Here is a 26,275-nt window from a genome sequence, read left to right as displayed (position 1 = left end):
GCTCCACGCCTCGCAAATCGACTGTTCAAAGCTGCCAAAGCGCCGTAAGGTCAGCGAAAAAGAACAGGCGTATGACAGCACTTGATCAGTATGAGCGGTTGGAAAGTGACGGCCTCTGGCGCGAGAAAACGGGTGCGCAGCGACGGGACGTGCTGGTCTCATTCGGCCACGCTACGCTAGTTATCTCAGACTCAGCAGATCGACCGCTGACGCATTGGTCACTCCCCGCAGTTACACGCCTCAACGAAGGCGAACGGCCCGCGCTTTTCTCTCCTGCCCCCGACGCCGAAGAAACGCTCGAAATCGCCGACGATACAATGATCGACGCCATCGAAACGGTCCGCCGTGGGTTGCTGAATGCCCGCTCGACATCTGGACGGTTGCGTTTTGCGATCTCGGCGAGCTTTGCGGCCCTCGTCGTCGGTCTCGCCGTGTTCTGGTTTCCTAACGCCTTACGCGAACAAACGCTCGCCGTCGTCCCGCAATCAAAGCGCGCCGAGATGGGGGCCATTATCCTTGGCCACTTGCAATCCACTCTCGGGCAACGCTGCACCTCCCCTCGCGGACAGGATGCGCTTGGGGCGATGAGCAACCGTCTCTTCGGCCCTTCCGCACAAGCTCAGATCGTTGTGCTGCCAGACGGTCTCGAAGAGGCTGTGGCCCTTCCTGGAAACATCATTGTTTTGGACAAATCTCGGGTCGAAAGCGCCAAGGAACCTGAATCCGTTGCTGGCTACGCGCTCGCCGCCTTCCTCGATGCCGAAGAGAAAGACGCGCTTGGACCTATTATCGACCAAGCAGGCCTACGACCAACTCTGCAACTTCTGACGACAGGCGATCTCCCACCTGAAAGCCTTGAAGCTTATGCGATCAGCTTAACCAACAGCCCGCAATTGATCGAACTGCGCGCATCAATATTGGAAGGCTTCCAATCCCAAAATGTGGACATCACCCCGCTTTTTGCTGATCTGGAAAGCCGTGGTCGATTGGTCCCGAACCAAACCAACGAAGCGGACAATCAGCCTGTCATTTCAGACAGCCAATGGATCGCGCTCAACGGAATTTGCGACGCATAGTGGGCCCCAGACAAGGAAAAGCCCCGCAAACACACGCGAGACTCTTCCCCGGGAGAACCGGTTAATTTCTTAAAAAGGCGTCAGAAAACCCTAATCCGCGCACTGTGGCCAAAGCCTGCTGCTGCGCGTTTGCACTTGTAAATGGACCTGCCGCCACGATCTTTAGCCGTCCACTCCGACCGGAGGCGACAGGTAGACCAAGATCACCCAATCGGGCAATCAAACGATCCGCATTTGAATGGACGGCAAAACTGCCAACTTGAATATATGTCTTTGATACAGACGCTGTAGGAGCCGCCGTGGCCACTTGCACATCGACCTCCGGGCAAACCACCGCCTCGCCTGTTTCCGCATTGGTATAACGAACCCCTGTTTCGGCAGTCCGCTGGCACACCTCTGCCAATGTCAAACGAGGGATCTCATCAGACACGGCTGGCACGTCAACGATCTCAGTCGCGGGCCCACAATCAATCGGCAATCCGGTCGAGAGGCTCAACAAATTGGGCTGAATACCCGATTTTCCGGCGCATGCCTGATCCCGAGTCACAGGCTGTGTTTGAATAGGAGCAGGTGTCTCTGCAACAACCGGAGCCGGAGCGACAACCGGCGCACGTCTTGGTGCCGCAGGAGCCGTCGGGCGCGGTGCGGGCGCCTCGGCCACCTCTTCCGACAAATCAGTGGAGATGACAGGTGTTTCGGCTTCGTCTGCCAATGCACTTTCAACCGGTTCCGCTGCGGTTTCCGGTGTTGAAGCGGCCTCTGCCGTGTCTGCCTCGTTTACCGCCTCCGCGACTTCGGTTGTGTCGTCCTCAGCGATCGTGTCCGTCACCGTCCAGGCAAAAGTCGGTTCAAAATTGCAAAGCGGATTGCGATCTTGATCCACACGCGCGATCCAAGACGTCGCGCCATTTACTGTGGCGCGAACAAACGCGCAGCCTTGGCTATCGACATATTGGGAACCTTCAAACGTCGCTGGAGGAAGCTCCGCGGGGCCGTCGATCGATTGGGCAAACGCAGGGGGGACTGCAAGTCCGACTGATAGAAATAGCGAAAATGTCGCCAGCTTATGCATATGTATCCCCACAACAATTAGTGGAAGTTTGGATGAAATCCCTATATCTGTAAAGGAACTTCGCCTATTTCGTCCCAAACATCCGGTCGCCCGCATCGCCCAAACCAGGCACGATGTAGCCATTCTCATTCAAATGACTATCGATCGCCGCGGTCACAATCGGCACATCTGGATGCGCCTCTTTCATCCGCGCAATCCCTTCGGGCGCCGCCAACAGGCACATGAACCGAATGTTTGTTGCACCGGCATCCTTGAGCTTCTGGATCGCGGCTACCGACGAATTGCCCGTCGCCAACATCGGATCAACGGCAATCACCAAACGCTCTGACAATTCGGTCGGAACTTTGAAGTAATACTCAACCGGCTCCAGTGTTTCTTCGTTTCGGTACAAGCCAACGAAGCCGACCCGCGCCGACGGGATCAATTCCAAAATACCGTCCAACAGGCCGTTACCGGCGCGCAAAATAGAGACCAATGCCAGCTTCTTACCCGCCAAGGCAGGCGCATCCATTGCTTCCAACGGCGTATCAATCCGCTTTGTGGTCATCGGCAATTCGCGCGTGATCTCGTAGGCCAAAAGCTGACTGATCTCGCGCAACAACTGGCGAAACTCACCAGTCGACGTATCGGTTTTGCGCATCAGGCTCAGCTTGTGCTGCACCAGCGGGTGGGTCACATGGGTTACGTGCTCAGTCATTGGTCCCTCAATTCTTGCGCCAATCGCTCTTTGGTCTGCTTATCACAAAACGCAGCATCTAAAGCCGTCTGCGTGATAGCGTCAAAATCATCTTCGCCCCAGCCAAAGTTTTCTGCAAGCTGACGATATTCTTCTGTCATGGTTGTATGAAAGAAAGGTGGATCATCGGTGGAAACCGTCACTTTCACACCCGCATCTCGCAACCTCTGGATCGGATGCGCATCCCACCCCGAAACAGCCTTCAAGACGACGTTGGACACAGGGCAAACTTCGAGCACCACGTCCTGATCCACCAACTGCTGTACCACGTTCGGATCGTGTATCGCATTGATCCCATGCCCGATACGCGACACCTTCAAATCGCGCAGTGTGTCGGCCACCATATCCGGCCCACCCCACTCGCCCGCGTGGCAGGTCAGGTTCAAACCGGCCTCGCGCGCCATATCAAAGCTATAGGCAAACTCACCTGGGCGGCCCATCATCTCCGCCCCGGCCATGCCAAAACCAACAAGATAGTCGCCCGCCGTTTCCACAGCACAAAGCGCGGCAGGTTTAGCCTTCTCCGGCCCCAAATGCCGCAAGCAGGTGACGATGGTGCGATGCGTAATGCTAAAACTGCGCTCCGCCTCTTCAGATGCCTCCTTCATCGCCGCAAAAAACTCTTTCCAAGCAGCAACGTCCGCCCCACCACAAAAATCTGGTGATACAAACGTCTCACAGTAAATCACCCCGTGCTTGGCGGTCTCTTCCAACGCCGCCAACGTCAACCGCCGGAAATCTTCGGGCGTCTGCAACGGCAAACAGGCCGCATCATAGACGGTCAGAAAATGATCGAAATCGTGGAACACATAGTTCCCTTGGTCATCAAAGATCTTACTGATGTCGATCTTCTTCTCCGCCGCTAGTCCACGGATAAAGCTAGGAGGGGCTGCTGCCTCATGATGCAAATGCAGCTCAATCTTCTTCATCTTCTGAAAGCTCACAACCCACTCCTTCCCTCACCGGAATATGCCACGTCCAAATGCGCCGCCACCGTTGCCGCCACATCGGCGAAACCCATCTGGCCCAACTCTCGCGCACCGATCCCAGCCGCAATTACCGGCACCCGTTCTCTCGTATGATCCGTGCCAACCCACGTCGGGTCGTTCCCATGATCCGCCGTGATGATCAAGAGGTCGCCCTCACGCAAACGCTCCAGAACGCGACCGATCTCGCCATCAAACCATTCAAGGTGCCGCGCATAGCCGCTCACATCACGACGATGACCATAAAGGCTGTCAAACTCCACAAAATTGGCGAACACCAAGCCGCCCTCCGGCGCTGTCTCCACCGCGTCATGAAGATCGACCATCAATTGCGTATCCGAACCTTTCGAAACGGCATCAATCCCGCGCATGGAGAATATATCCCCAATCTTTCCAATAGCTTGCACGTGTCGACCTGCCGTTTGCACCTGCTCTAAAAGCGTCGGAGCCGGAGGCGCGATTGCATAGTCCTTTCGATTCTGCGTTCGTGTGAACCCCGCTTCCGCGTCACCCATAAACGGCCGCGCAATCACGCGCCCCACTTTCATGTCATGCAACAAGGGTGCCACGTCTGCGCAAAGCTTGAGCAATCGGTCTAATCCAAAATGCTCTTCATGCGCCGCAATCTGCAAAACAGAGTCCGCCGACGTATAACAAATCGGCCAGCCCGAGCGCAGATGCTCTGCTCCTTCGCGCTCAATAATCTCGGTTCCCGACGCATGGCAATCCGCCAAAATCCCGTCAGTCCCAGCCGCCTCACACAAAGCCCGCGTCACCTCTTCGGGAAAGGCTGGCTTTTGATCGGGAAACGTGTGCCACTCCCAAGGTACTGGTACCCCCGCCAATTCCCAATGCCCCGTTGGCGTGTCCTTCCCGCGAGAGGTCTCCGTCGCCGCTCCCCAAGCTCCTCTCACCTTGGCCGAAAAACTCAAATCCCGTCGGTCTGAGGCGAGCGCCAAGGCTTCAGCAAGGCCCAAACCGCACATATGCGGCAAATGAAGCGGTCCCGTCCGGCCCTCCTCCGCACGCCCCGCCTCACAAGCCTCGGCAATATGGCCAAGCGTACTCGCGCCCGTGTCCGGCACACCGTCATTAAAAAACGCGTCTGCGTCAGGTGCGCCGCCAATGCCGACGCTGTCCATCACAACCAGAAACGCGCGCGGCACTATCCGACCTCCGCAACGATCAGCGGACCAACAAAAGGCGCATCGCCAATGGAAACCGCTGCCAATACTTCCTGCGCCGCCCGCTCTGCTGCATCCTCATCTGCCGCATGGATCGTCGCCAGCGGCTGGCCCGCTTCGACTTTGGCACCCAGCGCAACCAAATCCGACAGCCCAACCGCCGGATCAATGCGGTCCGTTTCCACCTTGCGCCCGCCGCCCAAACCAACAACCGATAGGCCCAACGCCTCGCCATCAATCGCCGCCACATGTCCAGCCATTGGCGAAAGCACATCGCCCACAACCGGCGCTTTCGGCAAATGAGTCCGCCAATCTTCAACCATGTCAGGTGGGCCGCCGAGCGCTGACACCATGTTGGCAAAGACCTTCAGTGCTGACCCATCCTTCAAGGCGTCTTCTAACTTGATCTTCGCCAAGGCCCGCTCCCAACCGGCCTGCTCCAACAGATTCGCGCCAAGCGCCACAGACAGTTCAACCAACCGCGGCGCAGCTTCGGCATTCCCACTCAACACATCCATACAGACCGAAACCTCCAAAGCATTGCCCAACGAGGGCGCCAAAGGTTGGCTCATATTCGTAACAAGCGCCTTGGTCTTGCACCCAGCACCTTTTGCGGTCTCGACCAGCGCTTCGGCCAACCCGCGTGCGTCTTCCTCGGATTTCATAAACGCGCCAGACCCCGTTTTGACGTCCAAGATCAGCGCATCCAGCCCCGCCGCCAGCTTCTTTGACAGGATCGAGGCCGTGATCAAATCGATACTGTCCACCGTCGAGGTCACATCCCGCACCCCGTAAAGCCGCTTGTCTGCCGGTGCGATCCGCCCTGTCGCCCCTACAATCGCGCAGCCGACCGTTTCAACAATGGTGCGAAGCCGCTCCTCCGACACATCGGTCGACACCCCTGGAATGGCTTCCAACTTGTCCAACGTCCCGCCCGTGTGCCCCAATCCACGGCCCGAAATCATCGGAACATAGACGCCGCAACAGGCCAGCATCGGCGCGAGCAGCAAGGACACGCAGTCGCCCACACCCCCTGTCGAGTGTTTGTCGATGATCGGCGCACCCAAATCCCAGGACAGCACGTCGCCGCTATCGCGCATCCCTTCGGTCAAAGCCACCCGACCGTCCGAGCCGAGCCCGTTCAAACAAACAGCCATCGCAAAGGCACCGGCCTGTGCGTCCGATATGTGACCAGAGGCCAAACCCTCGGCAAACCAGATCAGCTCATCCCGCTCCGGCGCGTCTCCCCGCCTGACCTTCGAAATAACGGCGCGCGCATCCACCGCTCAGACTTTCGACATATAGTCTTTATCGAACGCACCGGGCAGCAAGGCCCCAACGGTGGTTTCCAAAACCGTCCCGTCTAGCGTCCCGAGCGTCACCTTCGCATCCGCGCCCGCAAATTCCGCAAGCTTTTGTCGACACCCTCCGCACGGGCTCACCGGCTGAGGACTATCAGCAATGACCGCCACAGCCACAACATCCCGCTCCCCCGCAGCAACCATCGCGGCGATAGCCCCTGCCTCGGCGCAAGTTCCTTCGGGATAAGCCACATTCTCAACATTGCAGCCCTTATAGACAGCACCAGATGACGTCTGCACCGCCGCACCAACCTTAAAATTCGAATAGGGGGCGTGGGCATTTTCCCGCACCGCGCGTGCGTCATCCATCAACGTCATGAGAAGTCTCCAAATCTATCCTAGAAGACTACGAGACGACCGCTCAGATGCAAGGGGCAACTTACCTGTAAGAATGTGACTTTCCCCGACTTCCCAATTGCCGTAAGGTAAGCAAAATGAAATTAGTTTAACGTTAAACTAAATTTAGAAAGCCGACTGTGACCCGCTCAAAACCAACCGATCTCCGCGCCGCCGCTCTGTCCTATCACCAGACTCCAAAACCTGGGAAACTCGAAATCAGAGCAACCAAACCCATGGCGAATGGGCGCGATCTATCGCTGGCCTATTCCCCCGGCGTCGCAGAAGCCTGCCTCGAAATCAAAGACGATCCTGCCACAGCGCGTGACTTTACTGCCCGCGGCAACCTCGTGGCCGTCGTCTCCAACGGCAGCGCCGTGCTTGGCCTCGGCAACATCGGCGGCCTCGCATCCAAACCCGTCATGGAAGGCAAAGCGGTTCTTTTTAAGAAATTCGCCAATATCGATTGCTTCGACATCGAGCTAAACGAACCCGATCCAGAAAAGCTGGCCGACATCGTCTGCGCCCTCGAACCCACATTCGGCGCCATCAACCTTGAAGACATCAAAGCGCCTGATTGTTTTATTGTCGAAAAGCTCTGCCGCGAACGTATGAACATCCCCGTGTTCCACGACGATCAACACGGAACGGCAATTGTCGTCAGCGCCGCAGCCACCAATGCCTTGCGTCTGGCCAAAAAGCGCTTTGAAGACATAAAGATCGTCAGCACAGGCGGTGGCGCTGCCGGCATCGCCTGCCTCAACATGCTCCTGAAAATGGGCGTCAAACGCGAAAACGTCTGGCTCGTTGATATCGAAGGCCTCGTCTACGAAGGCCGCGAAGCCGACATGACCCCGCAAAAGGCCTGCTATGCCCAAGGCACCACATACGCAACGCTGGATGAGGTCATTGAAGGCGCGGACCTCTTCCTCGGCCTCTCCGGCCCCGGCGTCCTGACACCTGACATGGTGAAAAAGATGGCAGATAGCCCGATTATCTTCGCCCTCGCCAACCCCAATCCCGAAATTGACCCAGCTGCCGCGAAAGAGGCCAATCCAAAGGCCATCATCGCCACCGGCCGCAGCGATGTGCCCAATCAGGTCAACAACGTGCTTTGCTTCCCCTTTATCTTCCGCGGCGCACTCGACGTGGGCGCAACCGACATCAACGACGCCATGAAAATCGCTTGTGTCGAAGGCATCGCCGCCCTCGCCCGCGAAACCACCTCTGCCGAAGCTGCAGCTGCCTATCGGGGCGAACAACTCACCTTCGGTCCCGACTACCTGATCCCAAAACCCTTTGATCCACGCCTGATGGGCGTCGTCGCCACCGCCGTGGCCAAAGCCGCCATGGAAACCGGCATCGCCACCCGCCCGCTAGAGGATATCGCCGCCTACAAGCAGTCACTCGACGGCTCTGTTTTCAAATCTGCCCTCCTGATGCGCCCTGTCTTCGACGCCGCAAAATCCGCCCGACGCCGCATCGTCTTTGCCGAAGGCGAAAGCGAACGCGTGCTGCGCGCCTCTCAAGCCGTGATCGAAGAAACCACCGATCAACCAATCCTTATCGGCCGCCCTGAGGTCATCGAAACCCGCTGCGAACGCGCAGGGCTCAAAATCCGCCCTGGCGTGGATTTCCAAATCGTAAACCCCGAGAATGACCCCCGCTACCGCGATTACTGGGGCACCTATCATGAGATTATGGCCCGCAAGGGCGTCACCCCCGACCTCGCCAAAGCCATCATGCGCACCAACACCACCGCCATCGGCGCGGTCATGGTCCATCGGGATGAAGCCGACAGCCTGATCTGCGGCACCTTCGGCCAGTACCTCTGGCATCTGAACTACGTCGAGCAAATCCTTGGCACGGAAAAACTCCAGCCCATCGCGGCTCTTTCCATGATGATCCTCGAAGACGGCCCGCTCTTTATCGCTGATACGCAAGTCCACGCCGAACCCATGCCAGAGCAAATCGCCGAAACCGCCATCGGCGCCGCCCGCCACGCTCGGCGCTTCGGCATCACCCCCAATATTGCGCTCTGTTCGCACAGCCAGTTCGGCAATTTGAACTCCGATACCGGCTGCCGCATGCGCGCCGCGATGGCCATCCTCGATAGCACGCCCCGCGACTTTGCCTATGAAGGGGAAATGCATATCGACACCGCCCTCGATCCAGAGCTACGCGCCCGCATCTTCCCCGCAGCCCACCTGCAAGGCCCAGCAAATATTCTGATTTTCGCCAATACAGACGCGGCCTCCGGCGTGCGTAACATCCTGAAAATGAAAGGCGACGCGCTTGAAGTTGGCCCAATCTTGATGGGCATGGGCAACCGCGCCCATGTCGTCACCCCCTCCATCACCGCCCGCGGCCTCCTCAACGTCTCCGCCCTCGCCGGAACCCCGGTCGCGCATTACGGCTAGCTCTTCCTCTTGCCCAAAATACCTCGGAGGTCTGAAGGCAGCGCCTCCAGTCAGCCGCAGGCTGAGCAAAGAAATTTACACCGCCTGCAAATGTCATACATATAAATCTTGCCCCCCTTCACCGACCCGCCTACCAATTGGCTAAGACGTGGAAGGAGGACCATGAAGATGCGCTATCAAGACGTTTATGATCGGGCGGCCAACGATCCTGAAGCCTTCTGGCTCGAACAGGCTGAAACGATCGATTGGGTCAAACCACCCAGCAAAGCGCTCGATGACAGCAACGCGCCCCTCTACCGCTGGTTCACCGATGCCGAGGTCAATACCTGCTACAACGCCGTTGACCGCCACGTTGAAAATGGGCGCGGGGATCAGGCGGCGATCCTCTACGACAGCCCAGTCACCGACACCAAACGCACGATCACCTATGCCCAGCTCAAGGATGATGTCGCCAGCTTGGCTGGCGCCCTTTTGGCGAAAGGCGTGGAAACAGGCGACCGCGTGATCATCTATATGCCGATGGTGCCAGAGGCGGTGACCGCCATGCTCGCCTGCGCGCGCATCGGCGCAATCCACTCCGTTGTCTTCGGCGGCTTTGCGGCCAATGAACTCGCCGTCCGGATCGATGATGCCACCCCAAAGGCCATCATCGCCGGCTCCTGCGGGATCGAGCCGGGCCGCATCGTCGAATACAAACCCCTCCTCGACGGCGCCATCGATCTTGCTAGCCACAAACCCGATTTTTGCGTTATTTTCCAACGGGATGAATGCCGCGCCGACCTCACTGCGCGCGATGTCGATTGGCATGAGGTGCAGAAGGGGGTCGAGCCTGCCCCCTGTATCCCCGTCAAGGGCGACCACCCCGCCTATATCCTCTACACCTCAGGCACCACCGGCCAACCCAAAGGCGTCGTCCGCCCGACAGCCGGCCACCTTGTTGCCCTGAATTGGACGATGAAAAACATCTACCAATGCGATCCCGGCGATGTCTTTTGGGCAGCGTCTGACGTGGGCTGGGTCGTCGGCCACAGCTATATCTGCTACGCGCCTCTGATCCACGGCAACACGACGGTGGTCTTCGAGGGCAAGCCCATCGGCACCCCGGACGCAGGCACCTTCTGGCGCGTCATCGCCGAACACAATGTGCGCAGCTTCTTCACCGCGCCCACCGCCTTCCGCGCCATCAAACGCGAAGACCCGACCGGCGAAGAGATTAAGAAATACGACATCTCCGGCCTCCGCGCGCTCTACCTTGCCGGAGAACGTGCCGACCCCGACACCATTGAATGGGCGCAAAGCACGATGGGCGTTCCAGTCTATGACCACTGGTGGCAAACAGAATCCGGCTTTGCGATGATCGGCAATCCGGCAGGCATCGAACCGCTCCCCGTAAAAATCGGCTCGCCCACCGTCGCCCTCCCCGGCTTTCAAATCGACATCCTCGATGAAGGCGGCAACCCAATGCCTGCGGGCGAGCTTGGCGCGATTGCGATCAAACTGCCCCTCGCCCCCGGCACCTTGCCCACGCTCTGGAACGCAGAAGAGCGCTTCAAGAAAAGCTACCTCACCACCTTCCCCGGTTATTATGAAACCGGCGACGCGGGCTACAAGGATGAAGACGGCTATATCTACATCATGGCCCGCACCGATGACGTCATCAACGTCGCGGGCCACCGCCTCTCGACAGGTGCGATGGAAGAAGTCCTCGCCGGCCATCCCGATGTCGCCGAATGTGCGGTCATCGGCGTGACGGATGAGCTCAAAGGCCAACTGCCAATGGGCTTCCTCTGCACCAACAAGGGTACCGAAACCTCCGACGAGCAGATCAAACAAGACTGCATCAAACTGATGCGCGATAAGATCGGACCAGTCGCAGCCTTCAAACTCGTTACCATCGTCGACCGCCTGCCAAAGACCCGCTCCGGCAAAATCCTCCGCGCCACGATGGTCAAAATCGCCGATAGCGAAGATTATAAGATGCCCGCCACCATCGACGATCCCGCCATCCTTGATGAGATCAAAGACGCATTGATACCAATGGGTTACGCAAAAGGTTAGCAATGCAGCTGAGCGATATTGTCAATCTGAAGGCCCACCCGCTCACCGATCAGAGCTTTATCGCCACTTGCGCCGAGCAGTTGGATCGCGAGGGCGTCCTCGTTCTCCCCAATCTGATCCGAACGGAGGCCTTGATCGCCATGCAGGCAGAGGCCGAAGCGGGTCAGGACAAGGCCTATTTCTGCGCCCAAAACCACTCGATCTACCTCACTCCGCACAATCCAGACTTTCCGGACAGTCATGCCGCCAATCGGCAGGTCGTCTCCTCCAAGGGCTGCATCTGCGATGACATCATCGCGACAGACAGCCCCCTGCGTGCGCTTTATGACGATGCCGATTTTCGCAGTTTCATCAAAGGCACCGTCGGTCAGCCGGAGCTGCATCCGTACGCCGACACGCTCTCCTCCATCAACATCCACTACGCCAAACGGGGGCAAGAGCTGGGCTGGCATTTCGACAATTCCTCTTTCGCGATCACCCTGCTGATCCAGAAACCCGACGCAGGAAGCGCGTTCGAATACATCAAAAACCTGCGCGACGCAGATGCGGGAGAGATGAACTACGAGGGCGTTACCGCCCTGCTCGACGGCCGAACGACGCCCGACGTCCTCTCCATGAACGCAGGCGATCTCGTCTTGTTTCGTGGGCGCAACTCCATCCATCGCGTCTCGCCCAATGAAAGCGATCGCACGCGGATGCTCGCCGTGCTCGCTTACAACTCCGAACCGGGGATCGAGCTGTCTGAAAGCGCCCGCATGACCTTCTACGGCCGCTTGTCGTAACACGCGCTCGCGCTACCTCTCGGGTATGAGATGGATAGCAGCACTCTGGCTCAGCGCCAGCGCAACATGGGCGAACTCTATGATATTAGAGGATTTTACCGACGGTGACGCGGCAGGTTGGTCTTATGTCAGCGACCGTGTGATGGGCGGCGTCTCCGACGGTGGTGCGGCGTTCATGCAAGAGGGTGACACAACCTTTGCCCGTTTGGCGGGCGAGGTCAGCACCGCCAATAACGGCGGTTTTATCCAAATCAGACGGCAGTTAACTGTACCGCTGCCGGACACATCCTCCGGCCTGTCCCTAACCGCACGCGGCAATGGCGAACGCTACTACGTCCACCTCCGCCCCGCCAATTCCCGCAGGCCATGGCAATATTACGCCACAAGTTTTGAAGCCGCACCGGAGTGGGAGACAGTTTCCCTCAACTGGTCCGACTTCAAACCTCAAGGCGGCCTCCCCGCCACCTTCGACCCATCCCAAATCGTCAGCCTCGGCATCGTCGCCTATGGCGCGGATTACACGGCGGAATTGGACGTGAAGCGGGTTGAAGTGATTAGTCCATCTTCCTAACAAGTGTAGCATTCGGACCTCAGGGGTGGGCGTGAAGCGCCCTCCCCTCGGGGGGAGATCCGGGCGCTGCCCGGCAAAGCCGGGCAAAACAGTCAAACAAACTGCTCCCGAATAAGCCGCTCCTCCAACCCATGCCCCGGGTCAAACAAGATCTTATGCGCCACATCCGGCTCTGAGCGGATCTCAACACTCGCCACGTCTCTCACAGATTTCCCATCTGCGTCGGCCATCACAGGACGTTTTTCGGGGTTTCTGACATCAAATCGAACAACAGCCCGTTTTGGCAGCAACGCCCCCCGCCACCGGCGCGGCCGGAACGCCGACATCGCGGTTAGCGCCAAAACATCCGACCCAATCGGCAAAATTGGCCCGTGTGCAGAGTAGTTATAGGCCGTCGATCCAGCAGGCGTCGCCACCAAAGCGCCATCGCACACAAGCTCATCCATCCGCAGTTTGCCATCCACCGTGATCCGCAACTTCGCAGCCTGCGGACCGGCGCGCAAAAGGCTAACCTCATTGATCGCCAAGGCCTCGTGCATGGACCCGTCGACACACAGTGCTGTCATCCGGAGTGGATTGATGATCTCTTCTTCTGCCTCCGCCAGACGTTCTAACAGATCATCTTCGGAATATTCGTTCATCAAGAACCCGACCGTTCCGCGGTTCATCCCATAGACCGCCGCCGGATTATCCTGCGTCGCATGAAGGGTTTGCAGCATAAAACCATCGCCGCCCAAGGCCACGATCACATCAGCATCACGCGGCGCAACATCCCCATAGCGTCCCGCCAGCGCCTTCTGCGCCTTCTGCGCAATAGGCACCTCGCTAGCCACGAATGCAATTTTAGGCGCCGACATATTCCAAAACCCTTCCGCCGTTCTATTTCGTTGTCCAATGAACCAAAAGGAAACACAAGTCGCCAATGTTAGCGATCTCATGTCGGACTCATGATCATCATGGACGTTTTGTCACTTTTTCCTATCGGAAACGTCCTGTATGAGGCGCTAAATTCATGCCTCCGGAAGGATTCCCAATGAACGCCACCGTCAAAGATTCAGGTTTTTTCACCGAAGCCCTCGCCACCCGTGATCCAGAAATCCATGCTGCAATGCAGTCCGAGCTCGGCCGCCAGCGTAAAGAGATCGAGTTGATCGCGTCAGAGAACATCGTCTCCGCTGCTGTTATGGAAGCCCAAGGCGGCGTGATGACGAACAAATACGCCGAAGGTTACCCCGGCCGTCGCTACTATGGCGGATGCCAATACGTCGACATCGCGGAAAACCTCGCCATCGACCGCGCCAAGCAGCTCTTCGGCTGCGAATACGCCAACGTTCAGCCGAACTCCGGCTCCCAAGCAAACCAAGGCGTGTTTCAAGCTCTGCTTCAGCCCGGCGATACGATCCTTGGCATGTCCCTCGACGCAGGCGGACACCTGACACACGGCGCGAAACCAAACCAATCTGGCAAGTGGTTCAAGGCGGTTCAGTACGGTGTGCGTCAACAAGACAGTTTGTTGGATTATGAGCAGGTGCAAGAACTGGCAACTGAGCATCAACCAAAGATGATCATCGCTGGCGGCTCTGCCATCCCGCGCATCATCGACTTTGCCCGCATGCGTGAAATCGCTGACAGCGTCGGCGCTTATCTCCTTGTAGACATGGCACATTTCGCCGGTCTGGTGGCTGCTGGCCTCTACCCTTCCCCGTTCCCGCATGCACATGTGGCAACGACCACAACGCATAAGACATTGCGCGGTCCACGCGGCGGCATGATCGTCACCAACGATGAAGCAATCGCAAAAAAGTGCAACTCTGCGATCTTCCCCGGCATCCAAGGTGGCCCTCTGATGCACGTCATCGCCGGTAAAGCAGTGGCCTTTGGCGAGGCCCTGCGTCCCGAGTTCAGAGTCTATCAAGAGCAGGTCGTGAAGAACGCGCAAGCGCTGGCGGATCAGCTGATGAAAGGCGGCCTCGACATCGTCTCCGGCGGCACCGACAGCCACCTGATGCTCGTCGATCTGCGCCCGAAAGGCGTAAAAGGCAACGCGACCGAGGTTGCTCTGGGCCGCGCCCACATCACCTGCAACAAAAACGGCATCCCGTTTGACCCAGAAAAGCCGATGGTCACTTCCGGCGTTCGCCTTGGCACACCGGCTGGCACCACTCGCGGCTTCACGGAAGTGGAATTCCGCCAAGTGGCTGACTGGATCGTTGAAGTTGTCGACGGCCTCGCCGCCAACGGCGAAGACGGCAACGCCGAGGTCGAGGCAAAGGTCCGCGCTGAAGTAGAAGCGCTTTGCGATAAATTCCCAATCTATCCAAATCTTTAAGCCTCACCACCAAATTCTGCACAATCCCGCCGCGCGCTCTGCACGGCGGGTTTTTTAATGTCGTCTTATGACGGCAGACACCCGCACAATCGAGCAGCACCTGGGTGATAAAGCGCGCTCTGTCCTGCCAGCCCCGGTGGCTGAGCTTACGCTCTTTATCCTCAAACAGGGCTGGGCCTGTCTGTTTGGCATCTGCTTGCTGGCCGCGATCATCGGGACCAAGATGATCTGGGAGCCCCACTGGATCATCGCGCGCTATGATGCGCTGCTTGTGATCGCGGTCAGCCTGCAAGTCGCCATGCTCACCGTCAAGTTGGAGACCTGGAAAGAGGCCCGCGTCATCCTTCTGTTCCATCTGACCGGCACCGCGATGGAGGTGTTCAAAGTGCAAGCCGGATCTTGGTCCTACCCCGAACCCGCGTTCTTCAAAGTCTACGGCGTCCCTTTGTTTTCCGGCTTCATGTACGCCGCCGTTGGAAGCTTCATGGCTCGCGTGATCCGTCTCTTTGATATGCGCTTCACACCCTTCCCGCCGGCTTGGGCTCATTTCGCACTTGCCACTGTGATCTACATCAATTTCTTCGCGCACCACTTCGTACCGGACATGCGATACGTCCTCTTCGCTCTGACAATATTTCTTTATCTCCGCACCCGCATCTGGTTTCGCATCGGTACAAATTGGTATTGGATGACCCTGCCAGTCGCTGCATTTTTCTCAAGTATTTTCTTATGGTTAGCTGAGAACATCGGCACCCGGACCGGCACGTGGCTTTACGCCGGACAATCCGTTCTTGAACCCGTCAACATTGCCAAAATGGGGTCGTGGTATTTGTTGCTCTTTGTCAGCTTTGCAACGGTTACCTTGGTGTTTCGCGATGTGTTGGGCGGCCCTAAACCATCCCTTGCGCCCACATATACCAAACCACCGCAATGAACGTCGCTATCAAAACAAAAGACACTTTGCCCAAAAACACCAACAATCGACCAAAGGCTTCATCCCTTGGATCAATCTTCTCAAGGTGCTCGATTACAATCGCGGCTGATTTGTCGAACTCGCGCTGATCAATCATGCGCGCCAGTTTCGGATGCCCAACCAAATTGCTCGCGTCCAAGACCTTCTTTCCGGCTTTCCGAACCCGACGCGGCAACTTCGGGCCCGCTTTGTAAAGCTGGCGATCTAACGTCCCATCCTTGAAGCGCAGTCGCTCTTCAATCAGTAGGCTAATATACGCCACTTTGTCTTGAATAGAAGGTTCCGCCATGAACCCTCCCCTAACGCTAGCAACCTTTTGGCTCAAGAGGTAAGAGGGGCAAAAGACCAAGAGGCTGCGATGCTCAATAAAATCGTCCATGGGGACCCGACCAATAAGCCGCCGCTCTTGATTGCGCATGGGCTATTTGGCTCTGCGCGCAATTGGGGCGTGATCGCAAAACGGCTGTCAAAAGATCGACAGGTCGTCGCGGTCGATATGCGTAACCACGGTCACAGCCCGTGGTACGACACCCATAGCTACGACGATTTGGCAGAAGATCTTGCGCAAGTCATGGACGCGCCTTTTCACCTCCTCGGTCATTCGATGGGTGGGAAAGCCGCGATGGTCATGGCAAGCCGGTATCCCGAAAAGCTCGTCAGCTTGATCGTCGCGGACATCGCGCCCGTCGCCTATTCCCACACGCAAATGGGCCCGATCGAGGCTATGCGTGCCGTTGATATGTCGAAGGTGAACACCAGAGGCGATGCGAAATCGCAGCTGACAGGCCTCGAACCAGGCGTTCCAGATTTTCTGGTGCAAAGCTTTGATCTTGAAACGAAATCTTGGCGTTTCAACCTGGATGTTCTGGCAGCAGAGATGGACAAAATTATAGGTTTCCCGGATGACGTCGCGCCTTGCGGGGCCCCCACCCTTTTCCTATCCGGCGCAAGTTCCGATTATGTCAGGTCAGAATACCGCGACCTCATCCGGGAAAATTTTACCGCCGCTAAATTCGCGAAGATTCCCCAAGCAGGTCACTGGCTTCATGCGGAGAAGCCTCGTGAATTTGAGGCGGCGGTAGCTGCATTCTTGTCCATGAATACCCCTTAGGGGCTTGCAGTCTTATTATCTTTTGGCAGGCCACCTCTAAAATCACTGAGGAGGGAACTTAAGTGGTGGCCTGCTCTGCGGCCGAAGCCGCGTTAGGGTCGTGAGTGTGAAATCGGTGCCCTAAACTCTTTGCGTTTTTTCAGGAATGCCGGAACCGGAAGGGTCCGAAAACCAACGCGAGATTTCTCTGAACTAGGCGGCGAGCTGCGCTGCTTCAAAAACTGGCTGTGGTTTGCGTTTCGTGCGAAAGACAGCATCGACATGCGTCGGCGTCAAATCTGGCAATGTGTGGATCTTAGTGATCGATGCGCCGTCTTCTTGACGTGTTCTCATTTCGGTCAGAGCGACAAGGCGGCGGTTGCGAGCGATTGCGATGAAGTCTTTAGTCATTGTGGTGTTCTCCGTTCTATTTGATCCCCACCAAGGGACGGATAACGATCCAATAATTACGCGTGTACTTTGATTGTGTGTTGAGTGGTTATTGCGTGTCTTAGGCGACTAGCGCGACAGCAGCAGCTGCTGGCTTAACTGTGCGACGTGTGCGGAACGTTGCATCAACGTGGCGTGTCGTCAGATCTGGCAATGTGTGGATTTTCGCGATTGTTGCGCCGTTACGCTTGCGATTTTCGATCTCGTTCAGTGCGATCAGGCGGCGGTTGCGTGCGATTGCGATAAAGTCTTTAGTCATGTCTTTGTTCTCCGTTCTACATGGCCCCCACCAGTATTTCGGAAACGAACAAATCTTTAATCAGGTACAGCAGTTTGGTTTCAGTTTCGTGGTTCAGTCTTGGCTGGGTTTAGGCTGCCAAGAAGCCTGTAGCTGTGTTCGAGGCGCGCTTTGACGTCTGGAACAGTGCATCGATGTGGCTTTGTGTCAGAGGTGGCAGTCTGCGCAGTTTACGAACATCTTGGCCGTTTGCTTCGCGATGATCCATCTCTTCCAGGGCATCCAGGCGACGTGTCTGGGCAGTCTTGATGAAGTCCTTTGTCATGTCTTTTCTTCCGTTTCCCTTTGGCCCCCGCCACTTTCTGACCTCAGTTTGTCCCATTTTTCTCCGCCGCAAAGCCATGAAGACGGGAACAGTCCATTGCCAATTTCGAACCAATCGAACACATTTTCGCCACAATGGTTATCAGCGTCTTAATTTTAAGGGGTTTCGTTAACCGTGTTTTCGCCACATTCACCAAAAGGTTGTAAAATAAGGCGTCAAAAAGCCTGCAAAAAAATGCCCTATTCGAAAGGACATGTCTATTTAGACAGGTTGCCGAGCGATTTTCCGCCGCCGAATCGGGGGCAATTTGAGAGAATCGGACACCAATTGTGGCAATTGTGGCGGTGGATTTTCGCCGATTGAGGCGTCAAACCACCTGAGATGTCAGAAATGCGGCAAGGCAAAGCCCGCCAGCCACAAATAAGAAGGCATGAGGTAGAAATCGCATTTTGTCCTCCGAAGGTGTTTCAAAGGTTAAACGGCTGGGCCTCAACTTTCCGTCACGTAAATTGCCGCCGAGTTGCCGATTTCTTGAGAACTGGCTAGAACGCCCAAAAAATGATGAGGCACAGCATGCGCATTTTCTTGATCGCAGCATTGGTAACAACGCTAACAGCCTGTGAGACCGTTAAAGGCATCGGTCGCGACATCACGCGCGCAGCAGAAACGGTCGACCGTCTCTAAGGACTAACTGAGGTATCGGGCTGGCAAATAGGCATCCATCTGAATATTGGGCGGCTGCTTATCAATCATCTGCGCCAACAAGCGCCCCGTTTTAGGGCCAGCTGTCAGGCCCACGTGCTGATGGCCAAACCCTGTATAGATCCCACTATTCTCAATCTCGCCGATCAACGGCAGACTATCCGGCGTAGACGGACGGAACCCCATCCATTCTTTAACATTACTATATGTAAGAGTGGGAAACGCCTTCTTGGCGTTTTCTCTGAGAAGGTTCAAAGGCGCGTCACTCGGCCCAGAGGTATGACTGCCCAGTTCCACCATCCCAGCACAACGCAATCCAACATTCATCGGATTGACCCCAAACTTACCTTTCACATGCATCATTGGGTTCTTTGGCATCTCAGACGGGTTCTCGAATACGAGGTGATACCCCCGCTCCGTCTCGAGCTGAACCTTGAGGCCCAACGCCTGCATCAACTCCTTTGACCAGATGCCAGCAGTAACGACCAACCGATTGCAGTCAAAACGACCCTGGTCGGTATCAACATGCGTGACCGCACCGCCCTGGCGCCCAATCCCCTGCACCGTTGCCCGCACAAACGCTCCACCATCTTTCTCAAAGTGCTTGGCCAAAGCTTTCACGTACCTGCCCGGATCCATGACGTGCCCTTGCCCTTCTAAAACAGCCAGACAGCCGATGTCCGGACCAAGGATCGGTTCAGCGTCTCTTACATCTGCCCCTAAAACCATTTGTGGCTCAAACCCGCACCGCCTTTTCAACGCCCACGCATAGGCGTCTTTCTCAAACTCAGCTTGCGATCTGTAGGCATAGCTCAACTTACTATCCCGCACGAAAGACTCCGCCGCCGTTCCCGCAATCAAAGATCTGTGCTGATCCACGGCGTCCAAGAGCAGCGGGGCAACCTGATCGGCGTAAGTCTGCGTCTTGCCATCCGTCGCCTGTGCCAAAAACCGCCCCAGCCACGGAAGCATTTTCGGCAGATACCCCCATTCGACGAACAACGGGCTTTGGGGATTGATCAGATAATTCGGCATATCGCGCCAAAGCCCTGGGGTCGTCACCGGCGTCACCGCCCACTGCGCAATCAGCCCGGCATTCCCAAAAGAGGCCCCTTCGCCCGGAGCATCGCGATCCATGAGGACCACCCGATGCCCAAAACGTTGCAGCCAGATCGCGGTACTCACGCCCACAATCCCTGCGCCAACAACTATGATAGGATGCTTCGCCATGCTGCCACTTCACGTCTTGAACTCAAAGGAGGCAAGCCCGAAAGCGACATGCTCTTACCTTCAGCAAATAGAAATTCGACACATCGAGGCATCAACTTATCCACAATAACCTGTTGATAAGTGATTCGACGTCGGTTAGACGGGGGTTACTGGTGCATTATAGACGCGGTAATTGCATTCCTGACGGCGGGGTTTGGTACATGGAACCGAACCCCGTTTTCATATTCAGGCCTCACAAAAGAGAAAGGTGCCAGGTGCATAGACGCGGTCTGTGCATGGCCGAAGCCCCCTGACACCCTCATTGAATATCGTGCTGTTGCCAGTCCGATCTCCAATAATGCTCAGTTCCCCGAAGGTCCCCTCGCTGCCGCTTTGTCTCTTGCGATCCTCCACGACGATCATCTGGTTTTCCGAAGATCCCCCTATGACCCGCATCGTCCCTAATGAAACCGCCCTAATCTGATGCCTTCAAAGAATGCGTCGTCTTTAGCTTGCTTCCCTGTGGTTTCTGATCCTCGGTTCAGTTGCCCGTCCCGTTTCTCTTCCGCCGCAGAGGGTCTTCTGCGTCCCGCTTGTTTGCTTGCGCTCCCTTGCGATGACTTGAGGTTGGACCAAGACACCCCGACCTGCCAAGAGGGGGGCTGACATTTCTTGTGGGGGAAAATCTGGAGATGCCGGTGGATAAGCTGTGGATTGGTCAAAATTTGCCCAAAAAATCAGCGCTATGAAAAAAAATCACGATTTCTGGATTTAATGGCAGTTTTTCGTCTAACATCGGCAAAAATGGGAAGGGGACAGCTATGAGAATCCTAGATTACTTCGCAATGGCCTTGGTCAGCTTTATTATGTTGGCCGGTGCTTCGCTGAAATTGACGGGCAATGAAGTCGCGCTGCAGAGCTTTATCGACCTCGGTCTGCCCAGCTGGTTCGGGACGTTCATAGGTGTCTGTGAGGCATTGGGCGCCATCGGCCTTTGGCTCCGCCCCACATCGCGCCTCGCCGCCCTCGGCATCGCGATCATCATGTGCGGCGCGATCTATTACCACGTGGTGTTCCCGCCAATCGCAGCAGGTCTGCCCGCGGCGGGGGTTTTGATCGCTTGCTTCTATATCATCGGGCGTAAGGGCACGGGGGTTGTTGGCTAAGGCCCCCAACCGAAACCAAATTATTATTCCTCAAGCTTACGCGCCACGCGGTAAAGGCGTGTAAGGATCATTTTGATCAGATGCACGTTGAACATCGTCGAAAACGCGACCTTGAGCCCAATGTTATTGAGGTTATCCACGCCAAACGTCTTTGTCGCGCGGACAAAGCCGCCGGTTGACCTTTCTTCAAAGCAGCCGTTCACCATCAAAGTGTCGAACCCAAATCCGTTCTTGAACAAAAACTGTAAAGAGGCGGATTGCATCTCCAGATCAGCGGGTTTGTCGGTTTCAACCAACGTTGCGTTCTCAAAATCCACCAAAACCGTCTTGTCGTAATCCAACAACTTCACCGCAATCGGGGCGAAGGCGCGGAAGGGTTTGAAGCGCCGAAAGAACCCCATGATCCACGTGTTGTTCGTCGTTCGAACCCGCCCGACATAGGACACGTAATCTTGCGCCAATTCATCCCATGGAACGCTATCATAGGTCGCGGGTTCGCGGGTCGCCGCATCCTCAAACTGGGCTTGCCAGAAGTTTACCGCATTCTCTTGATCCGCCGCGCTCCAAGCACCGGAAAACCGATCAAACGGCGCCATCACGACGGTTTCGAAAGGCGCATCCTTAAACCGCTCCAAAACCTCTTTGGGATGATTGGCGCCATCGTTCAAACAGCCGTTCATCGCATTGGAGAAATACACATAAGAGGCAAAAGGAATGACTACCCTCGGCGCAAAGGTCTTGGTCTGAAGCGCCACCGCATCCAGTTTCTCTTCCGCCGCTTCTAGCCGCCAGCTGCGGTTTGCCGCCCCGCCCTTCCACGCCGCGTAGGAGAATTGCGTCAACAGAACTTCCACGTCTCCGGTCAACCGCTTGATCTCATCGGCGCGTTGCTGCGTGTTCACTTCGCAATCGTTGAGGTTCAGGATTTTCTCGCCCGCGGTTTCGATAAACAAACCACTGTCGATAAACCCGTCTTTGATGCAGGTCACCGCATAATCGTCCGAGAGCTGCACCGGCGTGTTGAACGGCAATTCGGTCAGATCAAAGCCCTGCGCCTCAAAGAACTTCGCCACCCGCCGATCGCGGGTGTTTTGAAACAGAATTTTGATCCCTTGGATGCGGATCTGCTCTCCAAAGCGTTTGAAAAACAGGACGGAGAAATGGTCAGGATGTTCATGGCTGACCCAGATATGCGTGACCCGTTTGAGGAGCGCTGCGACGACATCATCCTCATGCTCCACTAACAGCCGCCAACCGTCATGAAACGCGGCCCCAGCATACCAAGGATCAGAGAGCAGGTGGACGTCTCCTTGAGAAATAAGAACGGAGGCGTGATTGATAAATTCAATTTCAGATTTCATGCCGTACTCGTGGACCAAACTGCGGCGTTGGGCAAGGGTTGGGTTGGGGGTGTCTTGGCGCATGGAGAAAGTTGCGCAAAAGGGTTTCGCAGCGAAACTTTATTGCTGAATGGTTAAAGGCGGTTGGTTAGAGGGTTGCTGACTAGCCAAAGCACATAAGTCTAAATTTTCCAATTCTAACTCTTTGCCTTCCTACCGGCTTTCGGCTCCAGTTATGCAAGACGACCCAAAACTTTAAGCATACGAGAGGATATCTCAATGTCCCATACTGTCCAGTCTGTTAGCCTCTGGTATGTTATCTTCTCGGATTAGGGCAGACTCGTCAGCTGGATCTTGATAAACTACATGTCGCAAAACCGAACGTAGTTTCGGAGTTGCAATCCGGTATCTCCCAGTCTCCTCGTCAAATTTCAGCAAGCGCGCGTCTCCCGACGCCAGTTTGTTTAACGCTCTAGTAACCTGCACTCTTCGATTTTTTAACGAAACCGGGAAAAGCTCTTTCAGCTTTTCGTTGATATCTGTCGCATAGAAAGTTGTTTTTTCCCATTTAGCTAAAGCGAGAATGATCCTTGACCGTTGATCATTTCTGCGCCGTCCGGGACCCAATAGTTTTTCGATGAATTCGCGGCTTTGCCGACCATTTGTTTCAATCCAATCATGGGCTCCAGCAACTACAATCTTGGGGGACACAACTCCCCCCGTTCTTCGGCAACAAAAGCAATTCTCAAGCACAAATCATGAATATATTGCGGAATTCTATCCGTCAGATAGACAATCTGGCTTAAACAATAGTCAAATGCTTCAATCTCCATTTGAAGGCGTTGCTCAAACCCCTGCCTAAATAAGATTTTTGCCTGGTCGCGGGTAAGGCGTGAAACCTCAGAGATTTCTGTGACGCGGTTTGAAATAGTTTGGTACCTGTTTTCTTCTGTAAGGATGCCTTTTATGTCATGCGGCACACCAACAAAACAAATCTGAACATTTTCTTTACACAATGAAACATCGTCCAGAGAAAGAACCAGTGAGCGCAGGTACGTAACGATGTCATCGTTCATAATTGCATGTTCAAGGTTCTCAAATACAACTATAGCACGGCGTCTTTTCGCTGCCGAACGGAGTTTTTTGCAAAGCTTCTCAAAGGCCGATAGCTGAGCCTTTCGCAGCGTTCTACTGCCACTTTTCTTTCGACCAACATCGTATGGCATTACGCCTTTTTCTGTGAGCTCGGATCTTTCATGTTCAACCCACTCTTGATCTTGTTCAATTACTTCAAGGATCAATAACTCGACGTCATCCGGAGTCTTACAATTATTAAGGTCTAAGGTAGCATAGTCGACTCCTTCGTTGTCGAAGGTCTTTTTGTAAAGCCACGACTTGCCGCAACCACTATCTCCGTAAACAATTAAATGGTAGCCGCTGCGCAAAGCGTATTTGAGTTCACGTTCATATTCAGGCCGGTCAACATACATCGACTTATTGACGGTCGCAGATCTCGGCGTGAACACGTCTTCAGGCCGAACATCTCTAAAAAACTCCATATTGTTGATTTACTCCTAACTAAATGCCTTAAAACTACACAAGAAACGAAGCAGAGCAAGATTTTCCCCAACAAATTGGGATATATAAGCTGACTGTCAGCAGCAGTTACCTGTTTCGAATAATTGAGATATCCTACTAAGTTATCGTTCGGATTTTCATCAAATAAGGGCCACAATAGACTGTACCGGAACTTATAATCTATTCGGCATCAACCGAGTGCCGCTCTCGGCACATTTGCTGCGCAAAAATGCCTGACGCGCACTGCTTTCAATCAGCCCGATATGGTCAGCTTTAGCTGTCCATTTTCAAGGCGCTGATAAAGGCCTCCTGCGGGATATCCACCTTCCCAAACTGACGCATCTTCTTCTTACCCGCCTTCTGCTTATCCAGCAGCTTGCGTTTCCGCGTCGCGTCCCCGCCGTAACACTTCGCCGTCACGTCTTTGCGAAGCGCGCTCAACGTCTCCCGTGCGATCACCTTGCCGCCAATCGCCGCTTGGATCGGGATTTTGAACATGTGGCGGGGGATGAGGTCTTTGAGCTTTTCGACCATCGCCCTGCCCCGCATCTCTGCCCGGTCGCGGTGGACCATCATGGAGAGCGCGTCGACGGGTTCTTCGTTCACCAGCACGCTCATTTTGACGAGGTTATCGGTTTGGTAACCCGTGAGTTGATAGTCAAAGGAGGCATAGCCCTTCGTCACCGATTTCAGGCGGTCGTAGAAATCAAACACGACCTCATTGAGCGGCAGGTCATAGACCGTCATCGCGCGGGAGCCGGCATAGGTCAGGTCCAGCTGCACGCCGCGGCGTTCTTGGCAGAGCTTCAGCACGTCGCCGAGGTAGTCGTCGGGCACAAGGATCGTGGCTTTGATCCGTGGTTCCTCGATATGATCGACATGGGTTACGTCGGGCATATCGGCGGGGTTGTGTAGGTCGATCTTGGTGCCGTCGCGCATGTAGACGTGATAGATCACGGAAGGCGCGGTGGTGATAAGCTCGATGTCATATTCGCGCTCAATCCGGTCGCGGATCACTTCGAGGTGCAGGAGGCCAAGGAAGCCGCAGCGGAAGCCGAAGCCCAGCGCGGCGGAGGTTTCCATTTCAAAGCTGAAGCTGGCGTCGTTGAGGGCCAATTTGTCGATGGCATCGCGCAGGTCTTCGAACTGGGCGGAATCCACGGGGAAGAGGCCACAGAAGACCACGGGTTGGGACGGTTTGAAGCCGTCGAGCGCTTCTTCCGCACCCTTCTTTTCGGACGTGATCGTGTCGCCGACGCGGGTGTCGCGGACCTGTTTGATCGATGCGGTGATAAAGCCGATCTCTCCTGGTCCGAGGACGTCGATGTTTTCCATGTCGGGGCGGAAAACGCCCAAACGATCGATCTGGTGGATTGTGCCGTTGGACATGAATTTCACGCGGTCTTTGACGCGCATTTCGCCGTCGATCACGCGGACGAGGACGACAACGCCGAGGTACGGGTCATACCAGCTGTCCACCAGCATGGCTTTGAGCGGCGCATCGCGGTTGCCTTCAGGCGCGGGAAGTTTGGTGACGATGGCTTCAAGCGTTTCGTGGATGCCGACGCCGGTTTTGGCTGAGACTTGGATCGCGTCAGTGGCGTCGATGCCAATGACGTCTTCGATCTGTTCCGCCACACGGTCACATTCGGACGCAGGCAGGTCGATCTTGTTCAAGACGGGGACGATCTCATGATCCGCATCGATGGCTTGGTAGACGTTGGCAAGGGTCTGCGCCTCGACCCCTTGGGTGGAGTCCACCACCAGCAGAGACCCTTCAACCGCGCGCATCGAGCGAGAGACCTCATAGGCGAAATCAACGTGGCCGGGGGTGTCGATCAGGTTGAGGACGTAATCCTCTCCATCATCGGCCTTATATTCGATCCGTACGGTGTTGGCTTTGATGGTGATGCCGCGTTCGCGCTCGATATCCATAGAGTCCAACAGCTGCGCCTTCATGTCCCTGTCGGCCACCGTGTTCGTGTCTTGGATCAGGCGATCAGCGAGCGTGGATTTCCCGTGGTCGATATGGGCGACGATGGAGAAATTACGGATATGCGAAAGATCTGTCATGACAGGGGATATGTAAGGGATTTCCCAGCCCGTCAATGGGGCAGAATGGAGCGGTTGGCGAAACGTGCGGGCGAATTGGTTGGTGAACGGCGCCACATGATTGGAGGCAGGCGGAGATCGATCTGATAAGTCACGGTTCCTTCACGCAAAAGTTCGCCTGACGGTCGGGCAACGGCTTGAACTTTGATCTGTCAGCGGTTCAAACTAACTGCGAGAGATT

General features: G+C 55.8%; 26 protein-coding genes. 10 read left to right on the top strand and 16 right to left on the bottom strand.

The window, feature by feature from the left end; translation table 11 throughout:
- The first annotated feature begins 71 nt into the window (after positions 1-71).
- Complete coding sequence (locus tag BUA85_RS14835; RefSeq protein WP_072902552.1) at positions 72-1,076, top strand: hypothetical protein; 1,005 nt, start codon at positions 72-74, stop codon at positions 1,074-1,076.
- Positions 1,077-1,137: 61 nt separating this feature from the next.
- Here BUA85_RS14835 and BUA85_RS14830 read toward each other — a convergent pair whose 3' ends face one another.
- The 6 genes from BUA85_RS14830 to BUA85_RS14805 all read right to left on the bottom strand — a co-directional run bounded on the left by BUA85_RS14830 (position 1,138) and on the right by BUA85_RS14805 (position 6,733).
- Positions 1,138-2,148 carry an SPOR domain-containing protein gene (locus tag BUA85_RS14830; protein ID WP_072902438.1) on the bottom strand — a complete coding sequence of 337 codons (1,011 nt, stop codon included), beginning with the start codon at positions 2,146-2,148 and terminating at the stop codon, positions 1,138-1,140.
- Between the two features lie 64 nt (positions 2,149-2,212).
- Positions 2,213-2,845 (bottom strand): uracil phosphoribosyltransferase, encoded by a 633-nt coding sequence (upp, locus tag BUA85_RS14825; RefSeq protein WP_072902436.1) that lies wholly within the window; start codon positions 2,843-2,845, stop codon positions 2,213-2,215.
- Complete coding sequence (locus BUA85_RS14820) at positions 2,842-3,828, bottom strand: adenosine deaminase (RefSeq protein ID WP_072902435.1); 987 nt, start codon at positions 3,826-3,828, stop codon at positions 2,842-2,844. Before BUA85_RS14820 ends, upp begins: the two co-directional genes overlap by 4 nt.
- Positions 3,825-5,036 (bottom strand): phosphopentomutase, encoded by a 1,212-nt coding sequence (locus tag BUA85_RS14815; RefSeq protein ID WP_072902433.1) that lies wholly within the window; start codon positions 5,034-5,036, stop codon positions 3,825-3,827. The genes BUA85_RS14820 and BUA85_RS14815 overlap by 4 nt, the downstream gene beginning before the upstream one ends.
- Positions 5,036-6,337 carry a thymidine phosphorylase gene (locus BUA85_RS14810; protein ID WP_072902431.1) on the bottom strand — a complete coding sequence of 434 codons (1,302 nt, stop codon included), beginning with the start codon at positions 6,335-6,337 and terminating at the stop codon, positions 5,036-5,038. Before BUA85_RS14810 ends, BUA85_RS14815 begins: the two co-directional genes overlap by 1 nt.
- A gap of 3 nt (positions 6,338-6,340) precedes the next feature.
- Positions 6,341-6,733, bottom strand: a complete 393-nt coding sequence (locus BUA85_RS14805; protein WP_072902429.1) for a cytidine deaminase — start codon at positions 6,731-6,733, stop codon at positions 6,341-6,343.
- Between the two features lie 158 nt (positions 6,734-6,891).
- Here BUA85_RS14805 and BUA85_RS14800 point away from each other — a divergent pair, with 158 nt between their 5' ends.
- The 4 genes from BUA85_RS14800 to BUA85_RS14785 all read left to right on the top strand — a co-directional run bounded on the left by BUA85_RS14800 (position 6,892) and on the right by BUA85_RS14785 (position 12,582).
- Positions 6,892-9,171 (top strand): NADP-dependent malic enzyme, encoded by a 2,280-nt coding sequence (locus tag BUA85_RS14800; protein WP_072902427.1) that lies wholly within the window; start codon positions 6,892-6,894, stop codon positions 9,169-9,171.
- Positions 9,172-9,339: 168 nt separating this feature from the next.
- Complete coding sequence (locus BUA85_RS14795; protein WP_072902548.1) at positions 9,340-11,229, top strand: propionyl-CoA synthetase; 1,890 nt, start codon at positions 9,340-9,342, stop codon at positions 11,227-11,229.
- A gap of 2 nt (positions 11,230-11,231) precedes the next feature.
- Positions 11,232-12,011: a HalD/BesD family halogenase gene (locus BUA85_RS14790; protein ID WP_207548164.1), complete on the top strand. Its 780-nt coding sequence runs from the start codon at positions 11,232-11,234 to the stop codon at positions 12,009-12,011.
- A 79-nt stretch (positions 12,012-12,090) separates the two neighbouring features.
- Positions 12,091-12,582: a CIA30 family protein gene (locus BUA85_RS14785; RefSeq protein WP_165611626.1), complete on the top strand. Its 492-nt coding sequence runs from the start codon at positions 12,091-12,093 to the stop codon at positions 12,580-12,582.
- 92 nt (positions 12,583-12,674) lie between these two features.
- On the opposite strand, the gene BUA85_RS14780 is transcribed toward BUA85_RS14785, so the two are convergent.
- Positions 12,675-13,439, bottom strand: a complete 765-nt coding sequence (locus tag BUA85_RS14780; protein WP_072902424.1) for an NAD kinase — start codon at positions 13,437-13,439, stop codon at positions 12,675-12,677.
- A 176-nt stretch (positions 13,440-13,615) separates the two neighbouring features.
- Here BUA85_RS14780 and glyA point away from each other — a divergent pair, with 176 nt between their 5' ends.
- Together glyA and BUA85_RS14770 are read left to right on the top strand one after the other, a co-directional pair.
- Positions 13,616-14,911: a serine hydroxymethyltransferase gene (gene glyA, locus BUA85_RS14775; protein ID WP_072902422.1), complete on the top strand. Its 1,296-nt coding sequence runs from the start codon at positions 13,616-13,618 to the stop codon at positions 14,909-14,911.
- A 67-nt stretch (positions 14,912-14,978) separates the two neighbouring features.
- On the top strand, positions 14,979-15,845 hold the full coding sequence (locus tag BUA85_RS14770) for a DUF817 domain-containing protein (RefSeq protein ID WP_072902420.1): 867 nt from the start codon (positions 14,979-14,981) through the stop codon (positions 15,843-15,845).
- Here the strand turns inward: BUA85_RS14770 and BUA85_RS14765 are convergent.
- Positions 15,802-16,173, bottom strand: a complete 372-nt coding sequence (locus BUA85_RS14765) for a hypothetical protein (RefSeq protein WP_072902418.1) — start codon at positions 16,171-16,173, stop codon at positions 15,802-15,804. The genes BUA85_RS14770 and BUA85_RS14765 overlap by 44 nt on opposite strands.
- 69 nt (positions 16,174-16,242) lie before the next feature.
- Here BUA85_RS14765 and BUA85_RS14760 point away from each other — a divergent pair, with 69 nt between their 5' ends.
- Positions 16,243-16,995, top strand: a complete 753-nt coding sequence (locus BUA85_RS14760; protein WP_072902547.1) for an alpha/beta fold hydrolase — start codon at positions 16,243-16,245, stop codon at positions 16,993-16,995.
- Between the two features lie 192 nt (positions 16,996-17,187).
- On the opposite strand, the gene BUA85_RS14755 is transcribed toward BUA85_RS14760, so the two are convergent.
- The 3 genes from BUA85_RS14755 to BUA85_RS14745 form a co-directional block, all read right to left on the bottom strand.
- A complete protein-coding gene (locus BUA85_RS14755) occupies positions 17,188-17,385 on the bottom strand; it encodes a hypothetical protein (RefSeq protein ID WP_072902417.1) in 198 nt (65 codons plus the stop codon).
- A 100-nt stretch (positions 17,386-17,485) separates the two neighbouring features.
- On the bottom strand, positions 17,486-17,683 hold the full coding sequence (locus tag BUA85_RS14750; RefSeq protein ID WP_072902415.1) for a hypothetical protein: 198 nt from the start codon (positions 17,681-17,683) through the stop codon (positions 17,486-17,488).
- 109 nt (positions 17,684-17,792) lie between these two features.
- Complete coding sequence (locus BUA85_RS14745; protein ID WP_131802822.1) at positions 17,793-17,987, bottom strand: hypothetical protein; 195 nt, start codon at positions 17,985-17,987, stop codon at positions 17,793-17,795.
- Positions 17,988-18,560: 573 nt separating this feature from the next.
- Between BUA85_RS14745 and BUA85_RS16625 the strand changes: the two genes are divergently transcribed.
- Entirely contained in the window at positions 18,561-18,671 is a 111-nt protein-coding gene (locus tag BUA85_RS16625) for an entericidin, EcnA/B family (protein WP_207548163.1), read from the top strand.
- Positions 18,672-18,674: 3 nt separating this feature from the next.
- On the opposite strand, the gene BUA85_RS14740 is transcribed toward BUA85_RS16625, so the two are convergent.
- Complete coding sequence (locus BUA85_RS14740; protein WP_072902411.1) at positions 18,675-19,919, bottom strand: NAD(P)/FAD-dependent oxidoreductase; 1,245 nt, start codon at positions 19,917-19,919, stop codon at positions 18,675-18,677.
- Between the two features lie 800 nt (positions 19,920-20,719).
- Here BUA85_RS14740 and BUA85_RS14730 point away from each other — a divergent pair.
- Positions 20,720-21,064, top strand: coding sequence for a DoxX family protein (locus BUA85_RS14730; protein WP_072902408.1), 345 nt, complete (start codon positions 20,720-20,722; stop codon positions 21,062-21,064).
- 23 nt (positions 21,065-21,087) lie between these two features.
- On the opposite strand, the gene BUA85_RS14725 is transcribed toward BUA85_RS14730, so the two are convergent.
- From BUA85_RS14725 to lepA, 4 genes are all read right to left on the bottom strand, one after another.
- Positions 21,088-22,425 (bottom strand): MBL fold metallo-hydrolase, encoded by a 1,338-nt coding sequence (locus BUA85_RS14725; RefSeq protein ID WP_165611625.1) that lies wholly within the window; start codon positions 22,423-22,425, stop codon positions 21,088-21,090.
- A gap of 255 nt (positions 22,426-22,680) precedes the next feature.
- On the bottom strand, positions 22,681-23,115 hold the full coding sequence (locus BUA85_RS16700; protein ID WP_131802821.1) for a hypothetical protein: 435 nt from the start codon (positions 23,113-23,115) through the stop codon (positions 22,681-22,683).
- On the bottom strand, positions 23,097-23,963 hold the full coding sequence (locus BUA85_RS14720) for an AAA family ATPase (RefSeq protein ID WP_072902405.1): 867 nt from the start codon (positions 23,961-23,963) through the stop codon (positions 23,097-23,099). The genes BUA85_RS16700 and BUA85_RS14720 overlap by 19 nt, the downstream gene beginning before the upstream one ends.
- 292 nt (positions 23,964-24,255) lie before the next feature.
- Positions 24,256-26,055, bottom strand: a complete 1,800-nt coding sequence (lepA, locus tag BUA85_RS14715) for a translation elongation factor 4 (RefSeq protein ID WP_072902403.1) — start codon at positions 26,053-26,055, stop codon at positions 24,256-24,258.
- Positions 26,056-26,275 lie beyond the last annotated feature (220 nt).

This window comes from Cognatiyoonia sediminum, assembly GCF_900129845.1.
In the GTDB taxonomy this organism is placed as follows: domain Bacteria; phylum Pseudomonadota; class Alphaproteobacteria; order Rhodobacterales; family Rhodobacteraceae; genus Cognatiyoonia; species Cognatiyoonia sediminum.
This window is presented reverse-complemented; position numbering and strand designations above follow the sequence as displayed.

Excerpts from the sequence above, each read along its gene's own strand:
- BUA85_RS14730 (WP_072902408.1), top strand. The coding sequence starts at position 20,720 with ATGAGAATCCTAGATTACTTCGCAATGGCCTTGGTCAGCTTTATTATG.
- BUA85_RS14830 (WP_072902438.1), bottom strand. The coding sequence starts at position 2,148 with ATGCATAAGCTGGCGACATTTTCGCTATTTCTATCAGTCGGACTTGCA.
- glyA (WP_072902422.1), top strand. The coding sequence starts at position 13,616 with ATGAACGCCACCGTCAAAGATTCAGGTTTTTTCACCGAAGCCCTCGCC.
- BUA85_RS14780 (WP_072902424.1), bottom strand. The coding sequence starts at position 13,439 with ATGTCGGCGCCTAAAATTGCATTCGTGGCTAGCGAGGTGCCTATTGCG.
- BUA85_RS14755 (WP_072902417.1), bottom strand. The coding sequence starts at position 17,385 with ATGACTAAAGACTTCATCGCAATCGCTCGCAACCGCCGCCTTGTCGCT.
- upp (WP_072902436.1), bottom strand. The coding sequence starts at position 2,845 with ATGACTGAGCACGTAACCCATGTGACCCACCCGCTGGTGCAGCACAAG.
- BUA85_RS14745 (WP_131802822.1), bottom strand. The coding sequence starts at position 17,987 with ATGACAAAGGACTTCATCAAGACTGCCCAGACACGTCGCCTGGATGCC.
- BUA85_RS14805 (WP_072902429.1), bottom strand. The coding sequence starts at position 6,733 with ATGACGTTGATGGATGACGCACGCGCGGTGCGGGAAAATGCCCACGCC.
- BUA85_RS14765 (WP_072902418.1), bottom strand. The coding sequence starts at position 16,173 with ATGGCGGAACCTTCTATTCAAGACAAAGTGGCGTATATTAGCCTACTG.
- lepA (WP_072902403.1), bottom strand. The coding sequence starts at position 26,055 with ATGACAGATCTTTCGCATATCCGTAATTTCTCCATCGTCGCCCATATC.
- BUA85_RS14785 (WP_165611626.1), top strand. The coding sequence starts at position 12,091 with ATGATATTAGAGGATTTTACCGACGGTGACGCGGCAGGTTGGTCTTAT.
- BUA85_RS14750 (WP_072902415.1), bottom strand. The coding sequence starts at position 17,683 with ATGACTAAAGACTTTATCGCAATCGCACGCAACCGCCGCCTGATCGCA.
- BUA85_RS14835 (WP_072902552.1), top strand. The coding sequence starts at position 72 with ATGACAGCACTTGATCAGTATGAGCGGTTGGAAAGTGACGGCCTCTGG.
- BUA85_RS14770 (WP_072902420.1), top strand. The coding sequence starts at position 14,979 with ATGACGGCAGACACCCGCACAATCGAGCAGCACCTGGGTGATAAAGCG.
- BUA85_RS16625 (WP_207548163.1), top strand. The coding sequence starts at position 18,561 with ATGCGCATTTTCTTGATCGCAGCATTGGTAACAACGCTAACAGCCTGT.
- BUA85_RS14725 (WP_165611625.1), bottom strand. The coding sequence starts at position 22,425 with ATGAAATCTGAAATTGAATTTATCAATCACGCCTCCGTTCTTATTTCT.
- BUA85_RS14720 (WP_072902405.1), bottom strand. The coding sequence starts at position 23,963 with ATGGAGTTTTTTAGAGATGTTCGGCCTGAAGACGTGTTCACGCCGAGA.
- BUA85_RS14760 (WP_072902547.1), top strand. The coding sequence starts at position 16,243 with ATGCTCAATAAAATCGTCCATGGGGACCCGACCAATAAGCCGCCGCTC.
- BUA85_RS14790 (WP_207548164.1), top strand. The coding sequence starts at position 11,232 with ATGCAGCTGAGCGATATTGTCAATCTGAAGGCCCACCCGCTCACCGAT.
- BUA85_RS14795 (WP_072902548.1), top strand. The coding sequence starts at position 9,340 with ATGCGCTATCAAGACGTTTATGATCGGGCGGCCAACGATCCTGAAGCC.
- BUA85_RS14740 (WP_072902411.1), bottom strand. The coding sequence starts at position 19,919 with ATGGCGAAGCATCCTATCATAGTTGTTGGCGCAGGGATTGTGGGCGTG.